Annotated in this window: 10 protein-coding genes; 3 read left to right on the top strand and 7 right to left on the bottom strand. The window is 63.1% G+C overall.

Features of this window, described 5'->3' with window-relative positions; all coding sequences use genetic code 11:
• Positions 1-5546 (top strand): non-ribosomal peptide synthetase (locus QBK88_RS26265; protein ID WP_277964333.1); only part of this gene is annotated, 5546 nt, incomplete at its 5' end.
• A 55-nt stretch (positions 5547-5601) separates the two neighbouring features.
• Positions 5602-6576, top strand: a complete 975-nt coding sequence (locus QBK88_RS26260) for an alpha/beta hydrolase (RefSeq protein ID WP_277964332.1) — start codon at positions 5602-5604, stop codon at positions 6574-6576.
• A gap of 72 nt (positions 6577-6648) precedes the next feature.
• Here the strand turns inward: QBK88_RS26260 and QBK88_RS26255 are convergent, their stop codons facing one another.
• The 7 genes from QBK88_RS26255 to QBK88_RS26225 form a co-directional block, all read right to left on the bottom strand.
• On the bottom strand, positions 6649-9084 hold the full coding sequence (locus QBK88_RS26255; RefSeq protein ID WP_277964331.1) for a TonB-dependent siderophore receptor: 2436 nt from the start codon (positions 9082-9084) through the stop codon (positions 6649-6651).
• A 48-nt stretch (positions 9085-9132) separates the two neighbouring features.
• Entirely contained in the window at positions 9133-10782 is a 1650-nt protein-coding gene (locus tag QBK88_RS26250; protein ID WP_277964330.1) for a cyclic peptide export ABC transporter, read from the bottom strand.
• A 19-nt stretch (positions 10783-10801) separates the two neighbouring features.
• Positions 10802-12127, bottom strand: coding sequence for a SidA/IucD/PvdA family monooxygenase (locus QBK88_RS26245; RefSeq protein ID WP_277964329.1), 1326 nt, complete (start codon positions 12125-12127; stop codon positions 10802-10804).
• Positions 12128-12139: 12 nt separating this feature from the next.
• On the bottom strand, positions 12140-13189 hold the full coding sequence (locus QBK88_RS26240; RefSeq protein WP_277964328.1) for a GNAT family N-acetyltransferase: 1050 nt from the start codon (positions 13187-13189) through the stop codon (positions 12140-12142).
• Between the two features lie 70 nt (positions 13190-13259).
• A complete protein-coding gene (gene pvdO / locus QBK88_RS26235) occupies positions 13260-14114 on the bottom strand; it encodes a dihydropyoverdine dehydrogenase (RefSeq protein ID WP_277964327.1) in 855 nt (284 codons plus the stop codon).
• Between the two features lie 78 nt (positions 14115-14192).
• Positions 14193-15290: a pyoverdine biosynthesis transaminase PtaA gene (gene ptaA / locus QBK88_RS26230; protein WP_277964326.1), complete on the bottom strand. Its 1098-nt coding sequence runs from the start codon at positions 15288-15290 to the stop codon at positions 14193-14195.
• 35 nt (positions 15291-15325) lie between these two features.
• Entirely contained in the window at positions 15326-16663 is a 1338-nt protein-coding gene (locus tag QBK88_RS26225; protein WP_445765004.1) for a dipeptidase, read from the bottom strand.
• Between the two features lie 147 nt (positions 16664-16810).
• On the opposite strand from QBK88_RS26225, the gene pvdP reads away from it, so the two are divergent.
• The gene (gene pvdP, locus QBK88_RS26220) at positions 16811-18418 is read left to right on the top strand and encodes a pyoverdine maturation tyrosinase PvdP (RefSeq protein ID WP_277964324.1); all 1608 of its coding nucleotides are present in this window, start codon (positions 16811-16813) and stop codon (positions 18416-18418) included.
• The last annotated feature ends 28 nt before the right edge of the window (positions 18419-18446 follow it).

Genomic DNA, 18446 nt, shown 5'->3' with positions numbered 1-18446 from the left:
CGCAACTGGCGGCCATCTGGGCCCAGGTGCTCAAGGTCGAGAAGGTCGGGCGCACCGATAACTTCTTCGAGCTCGGTGGCGACTCCATCGTGTCCATCCAGGTGGTTAGCCGCGCCCGGCAACTCAACATTCTCTTCACCCCCCGGGCCTTGTTCGAACAGCAGACAGTGCAGGCCCTGGCCACGGTCGCGAAGCGTGAAGCGGCGCTGGCCATCGAGCAGTCAGCCGTCACCGGCGAGTTGCCCCTGACGCCCGTTCAGCGCATGTTCTTCGAGCGAGACATCCCTGCTCGCCACCATTGGAACCAGTCGGTACTGCTGCAGGTCAATGAACCGCTGTTGCCTGAGTGGGTGGAAAAAGCCTTGCAGGTGTTGCATACACAGCACGACGTGTTGCGGCTCGGTTTCGCGCAGCAACAGGGTCACTGGAGGGCGGAACACACCGCACCGGGTGCGGGTTCGCTCGCTCAGGAGGTGCTATGGGTGCGCCAGGCAACGAGCCAGGAACACCTCACCGCCTTGTGCCAGCAGGCGCAGGAAAGCCTGAACCTGCAACAGGGGCCATTGCTGCGGGCCTTGCTGGTGGATATGTTCGATGGTAGCCAGCGCCTGTTGCTGGTCATCCACCACCTGGTGGTGGACGGCGTGTCCTGGCGAATCCTGCTGGACGACCTGCAGACCGCCTGTCAGGCCATGGCCCGCGGGGCTACGGTGACACTGCCCAGCAAGACCACTTCGTTCAAGGCGTGGGCACAACGCCTCGAGCACCACGCGACTGGCCTGCAAGGGCAACTGGCCTATTGGCAGGCCCAACTGCAGGACGCCAGCGACAACCTCCCGCGCGACCGAGCACAAGGCGGTTGCCAGGGGCGCCATGCCATCAGCGTGGTTACTCAGTTGCGACGTGATGATACCGAACGCTTGCTTCAACAAGCCCCCGCAGCCTATCGCACGCAGATCAACGACCTGCTGCTGACGGCCCTTTCACGGGTCATCTGCCGCTGGACAGGGCAGTCGTCCGCCCTGGTGAGACTGGAAGGGCACGGTCGAGAGGACCTGTTTCGGGAGGTAGACATCACCCGCACGGTGGGCTGGTTCACCAGCATGTACCCCGTGAAACTCACACCGGCAGATAGCGTTGCCGATGCCATCAAAGGGGTCAAGGAGCAACTGCGCGCGGTGCCGGACAAAGGCATCGGTTACGGGCTGCTGCGCTACCTGGGAACGGCCGAGGCGCGAGCGACGCTGCAGGCATTGCCGCAGGGGGAAATCGTCTTCAACTACCTGGGGCAGTTTGACCAGAGCTTCGATGCACAACACGGCCTGTTCGCGCCCGCCCTGGAGCATGGCGGCGCGGGTCAAAGCCCCGACGCGCCCCTGGACAGCCTGATCAGTATCAATGGCCAGGTGTATGCCGGGGAACTGGTGCTGAAGTGGACGTTCAGTCGCGAAATCTTCGAGCGCAGCACGCTGCAACGCCTGGCGGATGACTATGCGCTGGAGCTCAAGGCTGTGATCGATCATTGCGTGAATGGCCAGGCCACGGGGGTGACGCCGTCCGACTTCCCGCTGGCCCGGCTGACCCAGGCGCAGTTGGACAGTCTACCGGTGCCGGCCAATGACATCGCCGACCTCTACCCCCTGTCACCCATGCAACAGGGCATGTTGTTCCACAGCCTGGAGGATACCCAGGCGGGCCTGTACATCAACCAGACCAGCGTACCGGTTTCCGGCCTGGATGCACGGCGCTTCGTCGAGGCCTGGAGGCAGGTGGTCAACTATCATGACATCTTGCGCACCAGCTTCCACACCGGCGGCCTGCTGGGCGAGCCGGTGCAATTGGTGCACCGTGACGTCGAGCTGGAAGTCAACCTGCTCGACTGGCGCGGCGAGGCCGACGCGCCCGGGGGTATCGAACGCTTGATCGAAGCGGATGCACATCGTGCTTTCGACCTGGCCCGTGCGCCGTTGATGCGCCTGACCCTGATCGAACTCGGCGAGCAACGACAGCACCTGATCTGGACAGCGCACCACGTGCTGCTCGATGGCTGGAGCACCTCGCAGTTGCTGGGTGAAGTACTGGCACGCTATGCCGGGCAAACCGTGGAGCAGGCACCAGGCCGCTACCGCCAGTACATCGACTGGCTGCAGCGCCAGGACGACGATGCCAGCGAAGTATTCTGGCGCCGCCACCTTCAGGCACTGGACGGTCCGACGCTGCTCTCCAGCGCAGGCGCTGCGCCTGCCCAGGGTCTGAACGGCCATGCCGCGCTGTACTTGAACTGGGATGCGTCGCGCACTGCCAGGTTGCACCAATGCGCACAACGCCTGCGTGTCACCCCCAATACGCTGGTCCAAGCCACGTGGCTGATGCTGTTGCAGCGCTACACCGGTCAGGAAACGGTATGCTTCGGGGCCACCGTGGCAGGGCGTCCGGCTGCCTTGGCCGGGGCGGACAAAATGCTCGGGTTGTTCATCAACACCGTCCCCGTGGTCCAGACGCCAGCGCCAGAACGGCGGGTTGCCAGCTGGCTGCAGGCGCTACAGCACTACAACCTGGAGGCGCGGGATCACGAGCATACCTCGCTGGCCGATATTCAGCGCTGGGGTGGTCAGAGCGGCCAGGCGCTGTTCGACAGCATCATCGTCTTCGAGAACTACCCCATCGACGAGCGTCTGGCCCAGGCCGGGCACCAGGATGTCAGCTTCGGCAAGGTCAAGAACCGCGATGTCACCAACTTCGCAATGGACCTGGCCGTGCACCTGGGCAGCACTTTGAGCATTGAGTTCCTGTACCTGCGCAACCGCTTTACCGAACAGGCCACGGCGCAGATCCTGGCTTGCTTCCAGCACCTGCTCCAGTCCTTGCTGGACAACCCTGACGCCTGTATCGGCCAATTGGCCATGCACCCCGCGGTCGTTCTGCCGATAACGGATCCTGCGCCCGTGCGGCCGTCAGTGGCGGAACTCATCAGCCGTCAGGCACGTCTGCAACCGGGTGCGATCGCAGTTTGCTGCGCGGGGCAGTCGCTGACCTATGCACAACTGGAGCAGCGCGCCGAGCACCTCGCACGAGTGCTGCGTGCACAGGGTGTGGCGGCGGAGGCCCGCGTTGGCGTGGCAATGGAGCGGTCGGTTGACACCCTGGTTGCTTTTTATGCCGTGCTCAAGGCGGGCGGGGCGTTTGTACCACTGGATATCGACTATCCGAAGGAACGGCTGCAGTGGATCGTTCAGGACGCTTCACTCAGCCTGTTGCTGAGCCACTCATCGGTCGCCGGCCGTCTGCCGCCGTTACCGGGCACGCCGTATCTAGAGATGGATTCACTCGATCTTTCCGCGCCATGTATCGACCAAGCAGAAAGCGCCGTCAGCGTCGACAATCTCGCGTATCTGATCTACACCTCCGGCTCCACGGGCCTGCCCAAGGGCGTCGCGGTGAGCCACGGGCCGTTGAGCATGCATTGCCAAGCGATCATCGAAGCCTACGAAATGGATGCCAGCACTCGTGAGCTGCATTTCATGTCATTCGCGTTCGACGGCGCCCAGGAGCGCTGGTTGTCGACCCTGATCAGCGGCGGGCAACTGGTGTTGCGTGATAGCCAATTGTGGACGCCGGAGCAGACCTTCCAGGCGCTGCATGATCACGGCATCACCATTGCCTGCTTCCCGCCGGCCTACTTGCAGCAATTGGCCGAGCATGCGGCTACCCAGCCCAGCGCACCGCCGGTGCGCATCTACTGCTTCGGGGGCGATGCGGTCGCCGACAGTACGTTTGAACGGGTCAAGGCCACGCTTCGCCCGAAGTATCTGACCAATGGCTACGGGCCTACCGAGACCGTGGTCACGCCGTTGCTGTGGAAAGCCGCTGCACAGGAGGGGTGCCAGGCGCCGATCGCGCCGATCGGGAGCGCGGTGGGCGAGCGCACCTTGTACGTGCTCGATGCCCAGCTCAACCTGTTGCCAGAGGGTGTGGCCGGCGAGCTGTACATTGGCGGTTACGGCCTGGCCCGTGGTTACCATGAGCGTCCCGGCCTGAGTGCCGAGCGTTTCGTGGCCGACCCGTTCTCGGTCGGTGGGCGTCTGTACCGCACCGGCGACCTGGTGCGCCGGCGTGCCGACGGGGTGTTCGATTACCTTGGGCGCCTGGACAACCAGGTCAAGATCCGTGGGTTCCGTATCGAACTGGGCGAAGTCGAGGCTTGCCTGCGTCTTCAACCCCAGGTGCGTGACGCCGTTGTCGTGGCATGGGACGGCGGCACGGGCAAACAGTTGATCGGCTACGTCGTCGCCGAAGATTCGGCTGCTGAGCTGCCCAAGCACTTGCGCGGAGAAATGCAGTCCCGATTGCCCGATTACATGGTGCCTGCCCAGATCATCGTGCTACCGGCATTCCCGCTGTCGCCCAACGGCAAGCTGGACCGCAAGGCCTTGCCCGCACCGGGGCAGATGGGCGAGCGCGATAGCTTCATCGCCCCGCGCAATGAGCTGGAGCGGCAGCTGGCCCAGGTGTGGAGCGAGGTGCTGGGTATCGAGCGGGTAGGGGTGACGGATAACTTCTTTGAACTGGGCGGCGATTCGCTGCGCAGTCTCAAGGTTATCTCCAGGGTCAGGGCGCTGCAGTTGTCAGGCTTCGAGCTGCGCCTGCGTGACCTGATGACGCGACCCACCATTGCCGACCTGTCGGGGTACGACGAAGCGTCTGCGGCGGTTGATCCCCTGTTGCTGCTCAACCGTCAGGTCATCGGCATGGCGCCACTGTTCTGTATTCACGCAGGCTTCGGCACGGTGTTCGATTATGAACCGCTGGCTCGTCGCCTGGACGGCCAGGTCAGTGTCTATGGGCTGCAATGCCGGATGCTGCTGGACCCGGATTGGCGCGACGCAGGCTTGCGGAGCATGGCGGCTGATTATGCGATGCATATTCGTCGCAAGCAGCCCGATGGCCCCTATCACCTGTTGGGCTGGTCATTGGGTGGGACCCTGGCCGCGTTGGTGGCCCATGAATTGGAGTGCCAGGGGCAGAGGGTCGCGAGCCTCTCATTGGTTGATAGCTTCATTCCTCAGCCACCAGCGGTCGAAACCGAGCAACAAAGCGACTGGCGTGCGGAGCTTGTCGAGTTCCTCCAGGTGCTGGTTCCAGGCCATGGGAAGGTGGCATGGGAATCGCCCGCGCCGGGGGATCTTCCTGATCGTGTCGCACTGGCCACCCTGATCGAGGCTGCCCTTGCAGCGCCTGGGGCAGGCGTCAGCGACGGCTCGGTACAGTGGTCTGTCGATGACCTGGCGCTGGGCTTCAGTGTTGCCATGCACCTCAAGGCGGTTTCGCGCTTGCCCGTGGAACTGCCATCGCTGCAGGCACGTCCCAGGTTCCTCTGGGCTGATGCCAGGAACCAGGAGGCCAAGCGTCAGTTCGAGTCTGTGGTGAGCCCTGCTGGTGTTCACAGGCAATTTGATACGGACCACTATGGAATGTTGAAAATGCCTGAGGTCATCGAAGAAGTCGTCGTTGCCTTGGCGGGCAGCCCTGATCGGGTTGGTGGCTGATGTTGTCGGGCCGGTGCACCCGCATCGGCCATTTTTCTGGTAAAGGAGTCAGGGCATGCCGTTGCATCCCGACGTTGAAGCTTTTCTTGAATTGGTAACCCTGGGGCGTGAGGTTGGCCTCCATCAGCCTATGCATGAGCTCGAAGTGGCGCAGGCCCGCTCCGAGTTCGAGGCGAGTGCGGGCGTTCTGGACCCAGACCCGCCCCGGGATACTGCGGTTGTTCGCACGGTGATCCCCACACGCGACGGGAACGGCATCGAGGCGCGCCTTTACCGGGCACCCCAATGCCCCGGCGCGGGTTGCCCGGTGATCCTGTACTTCCATGGCGGCGGGTTCGTGGTGGGCAGTCTTGATTCCCATGACAGTGTCTGCCGTCGGCTATCGGCGGCAACGGGCCATGCCGTGCTGGCCCCGGCCTATCGGTTGGCGCCTGAGCACCGGTTCCCGACAGCCACCCATGATTCGGTGGATGCGGCCCTGTGGCTATCGGCGAACGCCCAGGCGCTAGGGCTCGATGCCACCCACATGGTGGTGGCTGGCGACAGTGCGGGCGCGACACTGGCCACCGTGCTGGCACAGCTCGCGGCCGTGGGCGAGGAAGGGCTGAGCGTGCAACCCGTGGCCCAACTGCTGTTTTACCCAGTGACCGACGTCTCCCGCAAGCGCGACTCCCATCAACGTTATGGCCAGGGTTTTCTACTGGAGACAGCGACGTTGGATTGGTTTTACCAGCACTATCTGGACAACGTGGCGCAACGCCAGGACGCGCGCGTGTCGCCCTTATTGCGCACCGTACCGGCAGACCTTGCGCCGGCCTACGTCAATATCGCCGAATTCGACCCATTGGCCGACGAAGGGCTGGCCTACGCCGAAGCACTGAAGGCCAGCGGAGTGCAGGTGACGCTGAAAGTGGAGCAAGGCGCGACGCATGACTTCCTGCGCATGACGGGGATTTCGTCCCAGAGCACGCAGGTCTATGCTGCCGTCGCTCAGTGGTTGGAGGAACAGTCGGCCCCCGAGCGCAGGTGACAGCGCAACGAGCGCGCAAAAAAAAGCCAGAGCTGCCTCTGGCTTTTTGTTTGCAGGTATCGGTGCCCCGGATCAGAAGTCGTAGCGGGCGTTGACCATGAAGTTTCTAGGGTCGCCGTAAAGCCCTTGGGCGCCTTTGATACTCGACAGGTAGGTTTTATCGAAAATATTGTTGATGTTGAGTGTCGTGGAAAGATGCTTGGTGATCTGGTAGCGCGCCATGGCATTGAAGACGAAATAATCGTCCTCGGAGATCTTGTTGTTGTTGAACACGACAAAGGTAGGGCCGTTCCAGTTCATGCCGCCCCCAACGGTAACGGGGCTGAGGTCGCCTGGCAGGCGGTATGTGGACCAGAACTTGACCATATCAACCGGGAGCGAGGTCATGCTGCGCTCCCCGTCGGCATCCTTGGTCACGGCATGGGTATAGCTGGTCATCACGTTCCAGCCAGGCGTCAGCTCACCAGACAGCTCCAGGTCGTAGCCTTTGGTCTTGGCGCCCTTGATAGCCTTGTACGCGCTGTCGGTCGTTCCCGGCACGGTGTAGCCGACATCCAGCTCGGCAAGGTTGTTGCGTTCAACCTGGTAAACCGCGACGCTCGCGTTGAGGCCACCGTTGAAGAACTCCCCTTTCCAGCCTGCTTCATAGTTCTTGCCGGTGACCGGGTCGAGTACCGCCCCGGTCCTGTCCTGTGCGCTCTGGGGTTGGAAAATATCGGTGTAGCTGACATACACCGACTGATCCGGTGTCAGGTCGTAGACCATGCCAGCGTACGGTGTCACTTGCCCGCTTTCACGCCTTCTCGAGGCGTTGCGCGTCGTGGTGGTGAGGTACTGCAGGCTGTAATCGTATTTGTAGTCAGAGGTTCTGGCGCCCAGTATCAGGCTCAGGTCATCGGTCAGTTTGAAGCGGTTGGCGGCGAACAGACCGCTTTGTTCATATTCGGTCTTCATCACAAAACTGGGCGTGAAGCTGGTACCCCGTGGAAGGTAGTTGTCCCAGGTATAGAAATTGAACAGGTTCGAGATGCCATCGCTGTAGGCGGTATGGGTGTTCTTGTAGGTGTTGTAATTGTACCCGGTGATGAACTCATGGGTCTGGCCGAAGAGGGTATAGGGCCCCTGCAGGGTAATGTTCAGGCCTTTCTGGGTCTGGTTCGCCTCCGATTTGCCGCGGTCGGCCCGAGCATTGCCGGTGCTCTGATTGAGCGATGGCAATACACCCACGTCCTTGAACAGGTAGTTGCCGATCAGTGTTGAACGGTCAATGTCCATATAGTTGGCCGCCAGGTTCAGCGACCAATCGTTGGGCAGCTTCTGCTCCAGGTTGACGATGTAGTTGTAGGTCTCGATTTCATCCTTCGCCCAGCGTGCGCCGACACTGGTGGAGCGGGGGAAATAGGCTCGCTGTCCGTTGCTGTACACCAAGGGGACGCCCGCCGCGCCATCGACCTGGGTCTTGGAGTAGTCGATGCCGGTTCTGAGCACGGTCGAGTCCGTCAGGTCCGTTTCCACTACGCCATACAGGATATCCCTCTGGTTGCCGTAGGCGTCCATGAAACTGTTCTGTGTCTGTTTCGCGCCTACCAGGCGGCCCCGTACGCGGCCGTCTTCGGTCAACGGGCCGGAGACATCCGCTTCGGTGCGGTACAGGTCCCATGAGCCGAAGCCAGCCTGTACGTACGACTGAAACTCGGCAGTCGGGCGCTTGCGGACCATGTTGATCAGCCCGCCCGGGTCGCCTGACCCCGTCATCAGCCCCGATGCGCCACGCAGCACCTCGATACGGTCATACAGCACCATGTCCATGGAGGTCTGTGGAATAGTGCGTGTCTGGCTATCGGTCTGTGTGGTAATGCCATCCAGTTGATAGTTGGTGATCGCACTGCCACGCGAATAGATATCAAACCTGTCCATGCCACTGAAGGTGACATTGATCCCTGGGGTCTGCTGCAAGACATCAGTCAGGCGGTTGAGTTTCTGGTCGTCCATTCGCTGGCGGGTCATCACCGTGACCGACTGCGGCGTCTCACGCAGCGACAGGTTCATTTTGGTCGCCGTGCTGGCGGAGCCTGTGGTGTAGGACCCGGTGCCTTCGGTCGTGGCGCCCAGGCCGGTTGATTGAATGCTGGTGGCGCCCAACTCCAAGGCCGAACCACTGCTGGCGACCACGGTGACGGTATTGCCCTCGACCTGATACCGAAGGCCACTACCTTGCAACAGGATACGGATCGCATCCTCGACCCCATGACGCCCACTGAGCGAAGCGCTGCTCACATTCTCCACGTCCTGTGGGCTGTACAACACCTGTACGTTGGTCTGCATGCCAAAAGCCTGCAGCGCCGAAGCCAAGGGTTGTGCCGGAATATTCAAGGTCCACTCCTGGGCCTGGGCCTGAGCGGCCAGCGGAAGCGCCAGGCTCAGGCCCAGCGCCGGGACGCGGGTCTTGAATGCGTATTGCAAGCGAAGCACATGGGTCAGTGGGTTGAGTTTGGGGTGCGTGGGCATTTTTATGCTCTTTGGCTATGTTGGTTGGCAAGGTGTCGCAGGGTGATTTCAGGCCAGGCAGGGTTCGGTGATAACCCTGCCTCGCTCCATCCGTACCAGTTGGTCGGCCACATCGAAGTAGCGGTCGTCATGGCTGATGACGATGATGGTCTTGCCCATCCGCTTGAGCTCGGGAAGCAGCTCGGTGTAGAACACCCGGCGGAAGGTGGGGTCCTGGTCCGCAGCCCATTCGTCGAAGACCAGCACGGGGCGCTCCTCCAGCCAGGCATTGATCAGGGCCAGGCGCTTGCGCTGCCCGGTGGACAGGTCGGTGGTGGTGAACGCGCCATCGCGAATACTGACCTTGTGGGCAATCTCAAGCCGTTTCAGGTAGTGCTCGGCGTTGTGCGGCAACTGCTGGCCGCCCAGGATCGGGTCGTCGAACAGGTAGTAGTCGGAGAAAATCGTGGTGAACAGCTGGCGGTAGTCGTCCCGGTTCCGCGCGGTGACAGGTTGGTCGTCGATGCGAATCTCGCCCTCCTGGGGCGGATACAGCCCGAGCAGCAGTTTGACCAGGGTGGTCTTGCCGCAGCCGTTCTCGCCGACGATGAACACGATGTCACCGCGGTTGATCCGCAAGTTGACAGGGCCCAGGCTGAACGGGGCACTGCCTTCCACGGCGGGGAAGGCGTAACGCACATCCACCAGGTCCAGGTGGTTGACCTGGGTCAGTGCACTGGGCTTGTCCTGCAGCAGCAGATGAGGTTCGGGTGACGAGAACTGCTCGGCCAGTTCGGCGATACGCCGAAACGCGATCTGCGCGCGGCTGACGATGGGCAGGGTGCCCACCAGATGTTCCAGAGGGCCCTTCATGTACAGCAGCACCAGCACGAACCCGCTCATCACCGCCTTATCGGCACTGGGCCACAGGGTTTGCAGCCCAAGGGCCAGCACGATCACCACGAAAAACAGCATGGAGCCGAAGGTCTTGGCGATGACAAAGGTGTTGATCGAGCGGATCTGTGTGTCGCGGATAGTATCGGCCGTGCCCTGGATATTGCGGGTGAACATGCTCTGGCGGCGCTGGCGGTGAATACGCAGCTCCTTGGCGCCGCCGGCGATGGCGTTGTAGTGCTTCTGCAACTGGTCCTCGGCATCGCGTGCGGCGAGAAAACCCTTGATGCCTTTGGCGCGGGCAATGTACTGCGCGCCGGTACCGATGGCGATCGCCACAAGCATCAGCAGGAAGATAGGCCATGACAGCACGGCCAGGTAACCCAGGCAGCCAAGGGTGACTGTCAGGGAAATGGCCAACGGTGCGAACGCGAAGGCAAAGTCGCTGATGGTGTCTACGTCGTGCGTCAGTACCGGGATCAGCCGGTGGCTGCGGTAGCGCTCGATCTGCTCGATGGGGGCTGCCAGAACGCGCTCGCCCAGGTCCTTGCGCAGCTGGGCGATGATGTTCTGGCCGACCCGGTTGGTGCCGATGTCCGACAGGATCGAACTGCACAGGGCCAGCAGGCACAGCCCGGCGAACGCCCAGATCACGCCTTGGCTCAGGCCGCCGTCAGCGTGCAGCGTCCTGTTGATGGTTGCCAGCAGGATGGTGATGCTCAGGCCACCCACCATGCCCAGGACGATGGAAACGGCCACGGTGAACTTGAACGGTCGCAGCAGGATAAGCAGTTCCTTGAGCGCACCTTTGGGCGGCTGGGACATGATGGTTTCCTCGTCTGAATCAGGCGCTGGCCAGCGGGGCGGCAGCGGGTTTACGGGCGGCGTGGGGAATGTTCAGGGCCTGGTACAGCGCTTCGCCGATCTCGGCACTGCGCATCGGCAGCACGGACAGCAAGGTATCGCTCAAGCCATGGGTGGCCTCGCAGAAGCCCTGCAGGAAAACCGGCGCCTGCAACTCGCCATGGGCCAGGGCGCGGTAGTTGCGGTCTACCTCCAGGCCGTGCAGGTAGCCGGCCAGCGGCGCCAGCAGGTCCTGGTGGCTTCGACGTTCGTAGCCGGTGGCCAGAATCACGGCGTCATAGCGGCGAGTGCTGTGTTGATGGGTGGCCAGGTCGCGCAGGGTCAGTTCAATGCCCTGGTCCGTACGGGTCGCCTGCTCGATCTGCTGGCGGCACAGCACGGCATGGCGGGGTTGGCGGGTGATCTTCTGACGGTACAGCACGCCGTAGATACGCTCGATCAACTCCGGGTCGACCACCGAATAGTTGGTGTTGTGGTACTCGTTGATCAGTTGCTCGCGGTCTGCCGCAGGCTGCTGAAACACCAGGTCGGTGTAATCGGGGGCGAAGATCTCGTTGACGAAAGGCGAGTCGTCGGCGGGCTTGAGCGCGGACTTGCGCAGGATCATGTCGACCTTCACCGAAGGGAAGCTGTCATTGAGGTCCAGAAACGCCTCGGCGGCGCTTTGCCCGGAACCGACGATAGCGATGCGCATCGGTTCGCCTTCGCTGCAGGGCAGAGCGCCCATCGCCGTCAGATAGCGCGAATGGTGGAAGACGCGAGCGTCACTGTCGAAGGCGTTGAAAATGGCCGGGATTTTTGGCGTGCCACCGGTGCTTACCACCACCGAGCGGGTCAGGCGGCTGCTTTCCTTGCCCTGGGCGTTACGAGACACCACGCGCAGGCGAGCAATTGCGCCGTCCACGAGCTCCGGCTCAATGCGCAGTACGCTCTCGCCGTATACCGCCTGGTCACAGAATTGCTCGGCAACCCAGCCCAGGTAGTCGTTGTATTCCAGGCGGCACGGGTAGAAGGTACCCAGGTTGATGAAGTCGACCAGCCGGCCCTGTTGCTTGAGGTAGTTGACGAAGCTGTAGGGGCTGGTGGGGTTGCGCAGTGACACCAGGTCCTTGAGGAAGGAAATCTGCAGTTCGCTTTGCGACGACAGGGTATCGCCGTGCCAGCGATAGTTCGTCTGGCGATCCAGGAAAAGCGCGTCCAGCGCTCGCCCGCTGACGCCGGCCAGCTCTTGCAGGGCAATGGCCAGGGACAGGTTGGAGGGGCCGAAGCCCACGCCGATAACGTCGTGAATTCTAGAGTGGCTCATGCAAAGGGTCCTTCATTCGATGATGTGGGCGGCGTCCAGGGGTTGGTACAGCCGTTCGCCAAAGAAGCGCTCGCGGGACAACATCACCAGCAGGGCGCGTTTGTGCGGAAAGTCGAAATGCTTGAGCCGGGCGAAACCGCTTCGATCGAAGTTGGCGATCTGGCGGTGATTGTCATGGCGGGGCTCACAGACGATGCGCTGGGTGCGCGGGTCGTCGAGGAACAGGTAGTGGCATAACGACGAGAACCAGGCGGTGTAATACGGCTTGCCGCGGAAGGCCTCCTCGCCCACCAGCAGGTGCAGGCCGCGGTCGAAGTCGTCGGCCGGGTAGAACGGCGAAATGCGGTCTTCACGCGCCCAATAGACTTCGAAATACCCGAATGGCTCGTCATCGAACCGGCCAATCAAAGGCTGCGCATGAGGCTCTTCGAGCAACGCCCGCAGGTAAGCGTGGTGCTGCTCCAGGCTGCCTTCTTCCTCCCAGAAATGTGCTACGCGTGGGTTATTCATCCATCGGTTGAACGCTACCAGGTCACGATCGGCATCCGCCGTCGCCAGCGTCAGGGTCTTGCCCAGCCAGGGGATGAACCGGCGGTACAGAACCCCGGCGGGTGGCACGGGGCGCAGCGGATGCCGGTTGTTGGCGGTCATCACATACTGTTGAGGGGCCACCCCATAGCTGTGTTTGCACAGCCACGGTTGCGGCACTTGCCAGAACGCCTGCGCGGCACAGCGCAATCCGCCTGCGCCATTGTCGATCAGCACGCCGTCGGCCAACATCGATCGGGTAGCGGCTGATTCAGGCGTTTCCAGGTCCACATGGCAGACGCAGGGGAACCGGGTGAATACCCCCTCGCAGGCCGCCATCAGAGCCTGGCGCTCGTTACCAGGCTCCTGCACGCTGGCTGTCGTGCTGACCACGGGGTGGTCCCAGCCCCTGTGCGCGGTGAGCGTCAACTGCGGGCGGCCTTGCAAGAGCACTCGCAGGGTGTGCTGGTGAACGTCGACCTCGAAAGCGTGCGCGGGTTGAAGGCTGGCAAAAACCGGCGTTGGGGTATTCATCTGCGTGTCCGTCGTTGTAAAGCGATAGCACTGAAACGAAGGGACTCAACCGCGATTTAGTCGCAATTGCTCAAAGATCGCGGGCAACCCGGAACCCCAGCCAGTCGCCACGTACGAACTTTTTACGGTCATTGCGGTTACCCGAGCGGGAAAAGACCGCAGGCTCGCCCCAGTCGTTGCCACGAATCTGCGCCACCTCGCATTGGGGGTCGTCGATCCAGGCGCTGCCATCCGTCGGGGCGCCGACGTAATCGGTATGCCAGCAGTCCGCCACCCACTCGTAAACGTTGCCGTGCATGTCGTACATGCCAAACGCATTGGGGGCATAGCTGCCCACGGGCGAGGAGTACGAATAGCCATCGGCCGGGCCATAGACATTGGCGTGCTTGCTGATCTGGTATTCCCCCTCCTTGTCGAACGGGAACGGGAATGCCCCGGTGGACCCTGCGCGCGCGGTGTACTCGCGTTCGGCCTCGCTGACCATGCGGTAGGTATGGCCTGTCTTGGCGGATAACCAGCGGGTGTAGGCCTGTACCTCGGCGTAGTCGACGCAGACTGCCGGCTGCCGTGGGCCTTGGGCGTAGCTGGGCTTGCCGGCTTCGCACCAGCGGCCGGGCCTCTTGTCGCCACTGCCGATCACCACGCCCGATGCCTTGATGTAGGCATTGAATTCACCGGCCGTCACCTGATAACGGCTGATGGCGAAGGGCTTGGCGAACGTCACCGTATGCAAGGGGTTCTCATCGTCCTGGCGCGCCAGTTCATCGTCAGGGGTACCCATGACGAAGCTGCCTGCGGGGATGATGACCATCTGTGGGCAATCCTTGCATTCCTGAATCAGGCTTCCCGGCTTGTTTTCGGCGGCCGCGGCGGTGCATGAGAGGCCGCCGGCCAAGGCCAGCAGGAGAAGATTTACTGCTTTCATCGAAGGCTCACTGTATTGGTACGCAAGGGTTGGCCGCGTCAGCGCCGAGCGCCGAGGCGGCACGAAAATGCCGAGGGCTCAGGTCTTGGCCGTCACGGCGGCGAAGGCGCGGTGCAGGGCTGACATGTCATTGGCGCTGCCGACGGTGATACGCATCCAGTCAGGCCAGTTCGGCCATACGCGGCCCACCAGCACATTGTGCTGGGCCAGGGCATCGACAATCGGCTGGGCGGGCTGGCGCAGGTCGACCATGAAGCAGTTGCAGTGGGATCGGGTAGTGCTCAAGCCTCTGCTGGCAAACCAGGCCATGCTCTGCTCACGGACCTGGGCGTTGAGGCGCTTGCGCTGGGGAACCAGGTCGGCATCGCGCAGGCTGGCGATACCGCCCAGCGAGGCGCCCACCGGAATGAAGTTGCCACCGCCAAAAAGGCGCATTCTGGCCAGAAGGTCCGGGTGGCCCACTGCCAACCCCAGCCGCGCGCCGGCCATGCCGTAAAGCTTGGAGAACGTGTGCAGCACGATGACGTCATTGCGTGTGGAGGCCAGGTCCAGGCAGCTCTGAGCGTCGGAAAAGTGGATATACGCTTCGTCGATGACCACCACGGCATGGGCGGGTTTTTCGGCGACCAATCGTTCGATGCCTTGGCGCGAAGTCAGGGTGCCGGTGGGGTTATTGGGGTTGCACAGGTAAAACAACCCCGCGTCGGTGCCAGCGGCGAGCATCCCGGGTATGTCATGGGCATGTTCCGCGGTCAGGGGAACTTCGTGAACCTTGAGGTTCTGCTGTCGCGCGGCGATGGCGGGGGCGTCATAGGTAGGGGTGGCCAATACCAGGCTCCCAGGCTTGGTAAAGGCACACAGGGCATATTGAAGCGCTTCACGTGAACCACTGAAGGCCCTGACCCGCGCCACCGGCAGGTCGTTCTGCCTGGCAAACAGCTGAACCAGCTGGCCTTGTTGCTCGTAATGATAGAACCCGCTCAAGTCCACGGCTTTCCTCATCGCTTCCCGCGCCAGGGGCGAGGGGCCCAGCGGGCTTTCGTTGTAATTGAGCCGGATACTGGGCTCGGTCGCGGCCTGGGTGGCAGAACCAGAGGCGGGCAGTGCGGCCAGCAGTGGGGCGGCGGTCACGGCTGCCCCGAGGCTTACGAACGTTCGACGGTTGAGGGGGGTCATGGGCGAATCCTTGTGGTGGTGTATGAGCGGCGTGCTCAACGCGCCGCGTGCTGAACCTGCTCCCAGACTCTCAGGAAGTTACCGCCCCACAGCTTGGCGATGTCTTCGTCCGAGTAGCCGCGCTGCATCAGCTCGGCGGTGACATTGCGGCTCTCGCCGACGTTCTGGTAACCGATCACGCCGCCACCGTCGTTGAAGTCCGAGCTGATGCCGACGTGGTCGATGCCGATCTTCTTCACCGCGTAGTCGATGGAGTCGACGTACTCGGCCAGGGTGGCCTCGGGCTCCTGGCGCAGGATGTCGTAGAAGGGGGTCAGGAACTCGCCGAACTTCTTCTCCGACCAGATGGAGAACACCGGGTCGGTGGTGGTGCCCATTTGCGTCTGGTTCTGCACGTCAGGCAGGCCATAGCGGGCGCGCAGGGCGTTCATTTTGCTGATGGTGTCGCGGGAGAATGGCTTGAGGTATTTGGAGTAGGCGACGATGTTGACCAGGCCACCGGTGGCCTTGATGTTGGCCAGGTCTGCGTCGCTGAGGTTGCGACGGATGTCCATCATGCCCTGCACGCCGGTGTGCGAGGCGATCACCGGGGCACGGCTCTGGTGGCTGACCTGGGCCAGGGCCTGGCTGGACATCTGCGACACGTCGATGACGATGCCCAGGTCATTGAGTTTGGCCACGGCGCGGCGGCCGATGTCCGACAGGCCCCCCAGCGGGTCGACCGAGTCGCCCAGGAACGGCAGCGGGCGGGCCGAGTCGACCCAGCTGTTGTTGCCCACGTAGCCTGGGCCGAATACCCGCACGCCGCGCGCAGCCCACAGGTCGAGCTTGTCGATGTCGTCGCCCAGGGGCGCGGCGTTGAGCATGCTGATGACGATAGCGAACTTGCCTTCGCCAGCCAGGCGGCGGAAGTCCGCGGGGGTGTAGGCGATACCGGCCTGGTTGGGGAAGTCCCGCGCGATGCCGGTGATGATCTTGTAGCGTACCTCCAGCTCATTGGCCATGGCGGCCTGGAACCCCGGGGTAGGGCGGTGTGGCCAGTTGGGCCCGCTCCAGAATTCCGGCCACGACCAGATGGCGATGTTGGCACCGCGCAGGCGCGCCTTGCCGGCCTTGACCAGGTCGAACTGGGTTGGGCCGTCGCGGTTGGCTTCACGGCCTTCGGTACCGTAGTTGAGCGGTACGTCCAGGTGCGCGTCCAGGGCCAGGATGCGCTCCTGCAGGGCGTTGGCCCGCTGCTCGATGGCCCGGCTGTAAGGATGGGCCGGCAGGTACACCCAGTAATACCAGGCACCGGCGCCTGCGCCAGCCAGCAGAAGAAGCAGGACCACCAGCCATGGCCACTTGCGCGATAGAAGAGGGTGTTTCGTCATTGCCATTTCGACCCGCCTGCACGACGGCCCCATGCCGTTCGAACTTGTTGGGTGAAACGAGCTGACGTGCGGAGAATTTACCAAGCGCCTAAATCGCCTCGGTGACCGTTCGTTTTCGCTGCAGTAGTCACGTCATGAGTACAGTGGATGAAGGTGTCACGTCGAGGAATGCTGGCCGGCCTGGTGGCCGCTGGTGTAGTGCTGCCCGCGGGTTATTACGCCCGGCAGAAATGGGACGCGGCCCAGGAGGCCGAGCTGAGCTCCGACGAGCCGGCGGTGCCGGTCGCGGACCTGCCCAACACGTTGCTGGGCGAGCGGCTGGCGGGCATCTGGGACTGGCACCTGGTCGACGGTGAGGAAGCCTTTCCCGACCTGGCGCGGCCGCTGGAGTTGTTGCTGGACGTGGGGCAGGGCGCGCGGGCGGTGCGGGGCTACCTGGGCGTGCCTCCCTATGGCGATGGCCTGCAGGTGTACGGCCCCTTGGCGGCCGAACGCTTGCCGCACCTGCGCTTCAAGCTGATCGCGGCGTCTGGCAAAGGGTATGACTGCGAGGCGGTCCTCGATGAGATCTGGACCGTGTGGAGCCAGGGCGGTGGTGGGGCCACCCTCAGTGGCCTGATACGCGCGGCAGGAACCCAGGCAGGGTATTCCGGGCCCCAGGCGCGTTTCGTTGCAAGCCGCCGGCCGTTCGTGCAGGCGCGCGAGCGGCTGGCCTATGTGCCAGCCCTCCACGAGCGGTTGATCTCGCCGGGCTGGCGCTACTTTCACCAGTTATGGCATGCCAGCCGCGACCGCTGGCACCGTATCGACGAGTCGCGTCGCCAGGCGGTGCGGGCCCTGGGCTGGCAGGTCGGGCCGCTGGGCAAGGAGCGCAATGCTCGCGGCCATGACCGCCATCGCAATGGCTCGGGCGAGGATTTTCTGTTCATGCACCGGCACATGTTGCACGGCGTGCGCCAGGTCCAGGACCTGCGTTCGTGGCCGTGCATGCCGGCGCCGCGGCCCTATGTGGGCGAGAACGTGCAGGCCTTCGCGGATTACATGAACAACACAAGCGGCTACAGCGTGCCCCCGTGCTGGCAGGCCGACGGCGACCCGCACTTCAACCAGTGGCTGTGCCACATCAAGAGCCGTGAGGGGTTGTACGCCAACTTCCAGCTGTGGGAGTCGCAACTGCATGACCCTGAGTATTTGAGCACCCTGTGCCTGGGCGAGCTGGGCTCGCGCATCGAACTGGGTATTCATGACTGGCTGCACATGCGCTGGGCGGCCATGGGGCGGGACCCGGACACGGGCTGGCCGATGGCCTACGCCCGGCGCAACTACGACTTCGCCGAGCGCTGGTTCGGCGCCGAGAACGACTTCCTGGGGGACCCGTTTTCCTCCCACGTGAACCCGGTGTTCTGGGCGTTTCACGGCTGGATCGACGACCGCATCACTGACTGGTTCCTGGCCCATGAACAGGCTCACCCGGGTGAAGTGCGGCAACTGACGGTCAAGGGTATCCCCTGGTTCGCGCCGGGGCGCTGGGTATGCGTGGCCGACCCGTGGCTGGGGCCGTCCAGCGAAGGCTGTGGTGCCTGGGGCAAGAGCAACGGTGGCGGCAGCGAGCTGGACATCGAGACGATGAAACTGGCGTTGCAGGTCATCTTCAGCCCTGAGCAGGAAGCCGACCGCCTGATGAAACGCGTCCCTCAGACGCGCCCCTGGTTCGCCCGCTACCTGGCCCCCGGCCCGCGGCACGACGGCCTGTGACCCGCCCGCTATGCGGTGTGCCTGTTGC

Origin of the sequence: Pseudomonas sp. RIT-To-2, assembly GCF_029623465.1 — a bacterium.
Taxonomy (GTDB): Bacteria; Pseudomonadota; Gammaproteobacteria; order Pseudomonadales; family Pseudomonadaceae; genus Aquipseudomonas; species Aquipseudomonas silvicola.
The sequence above is the reverse complement of the archived record's forward strand: the minus strand, read 5'-3'. Positions and strand labels throughout refer to the sequence as shown.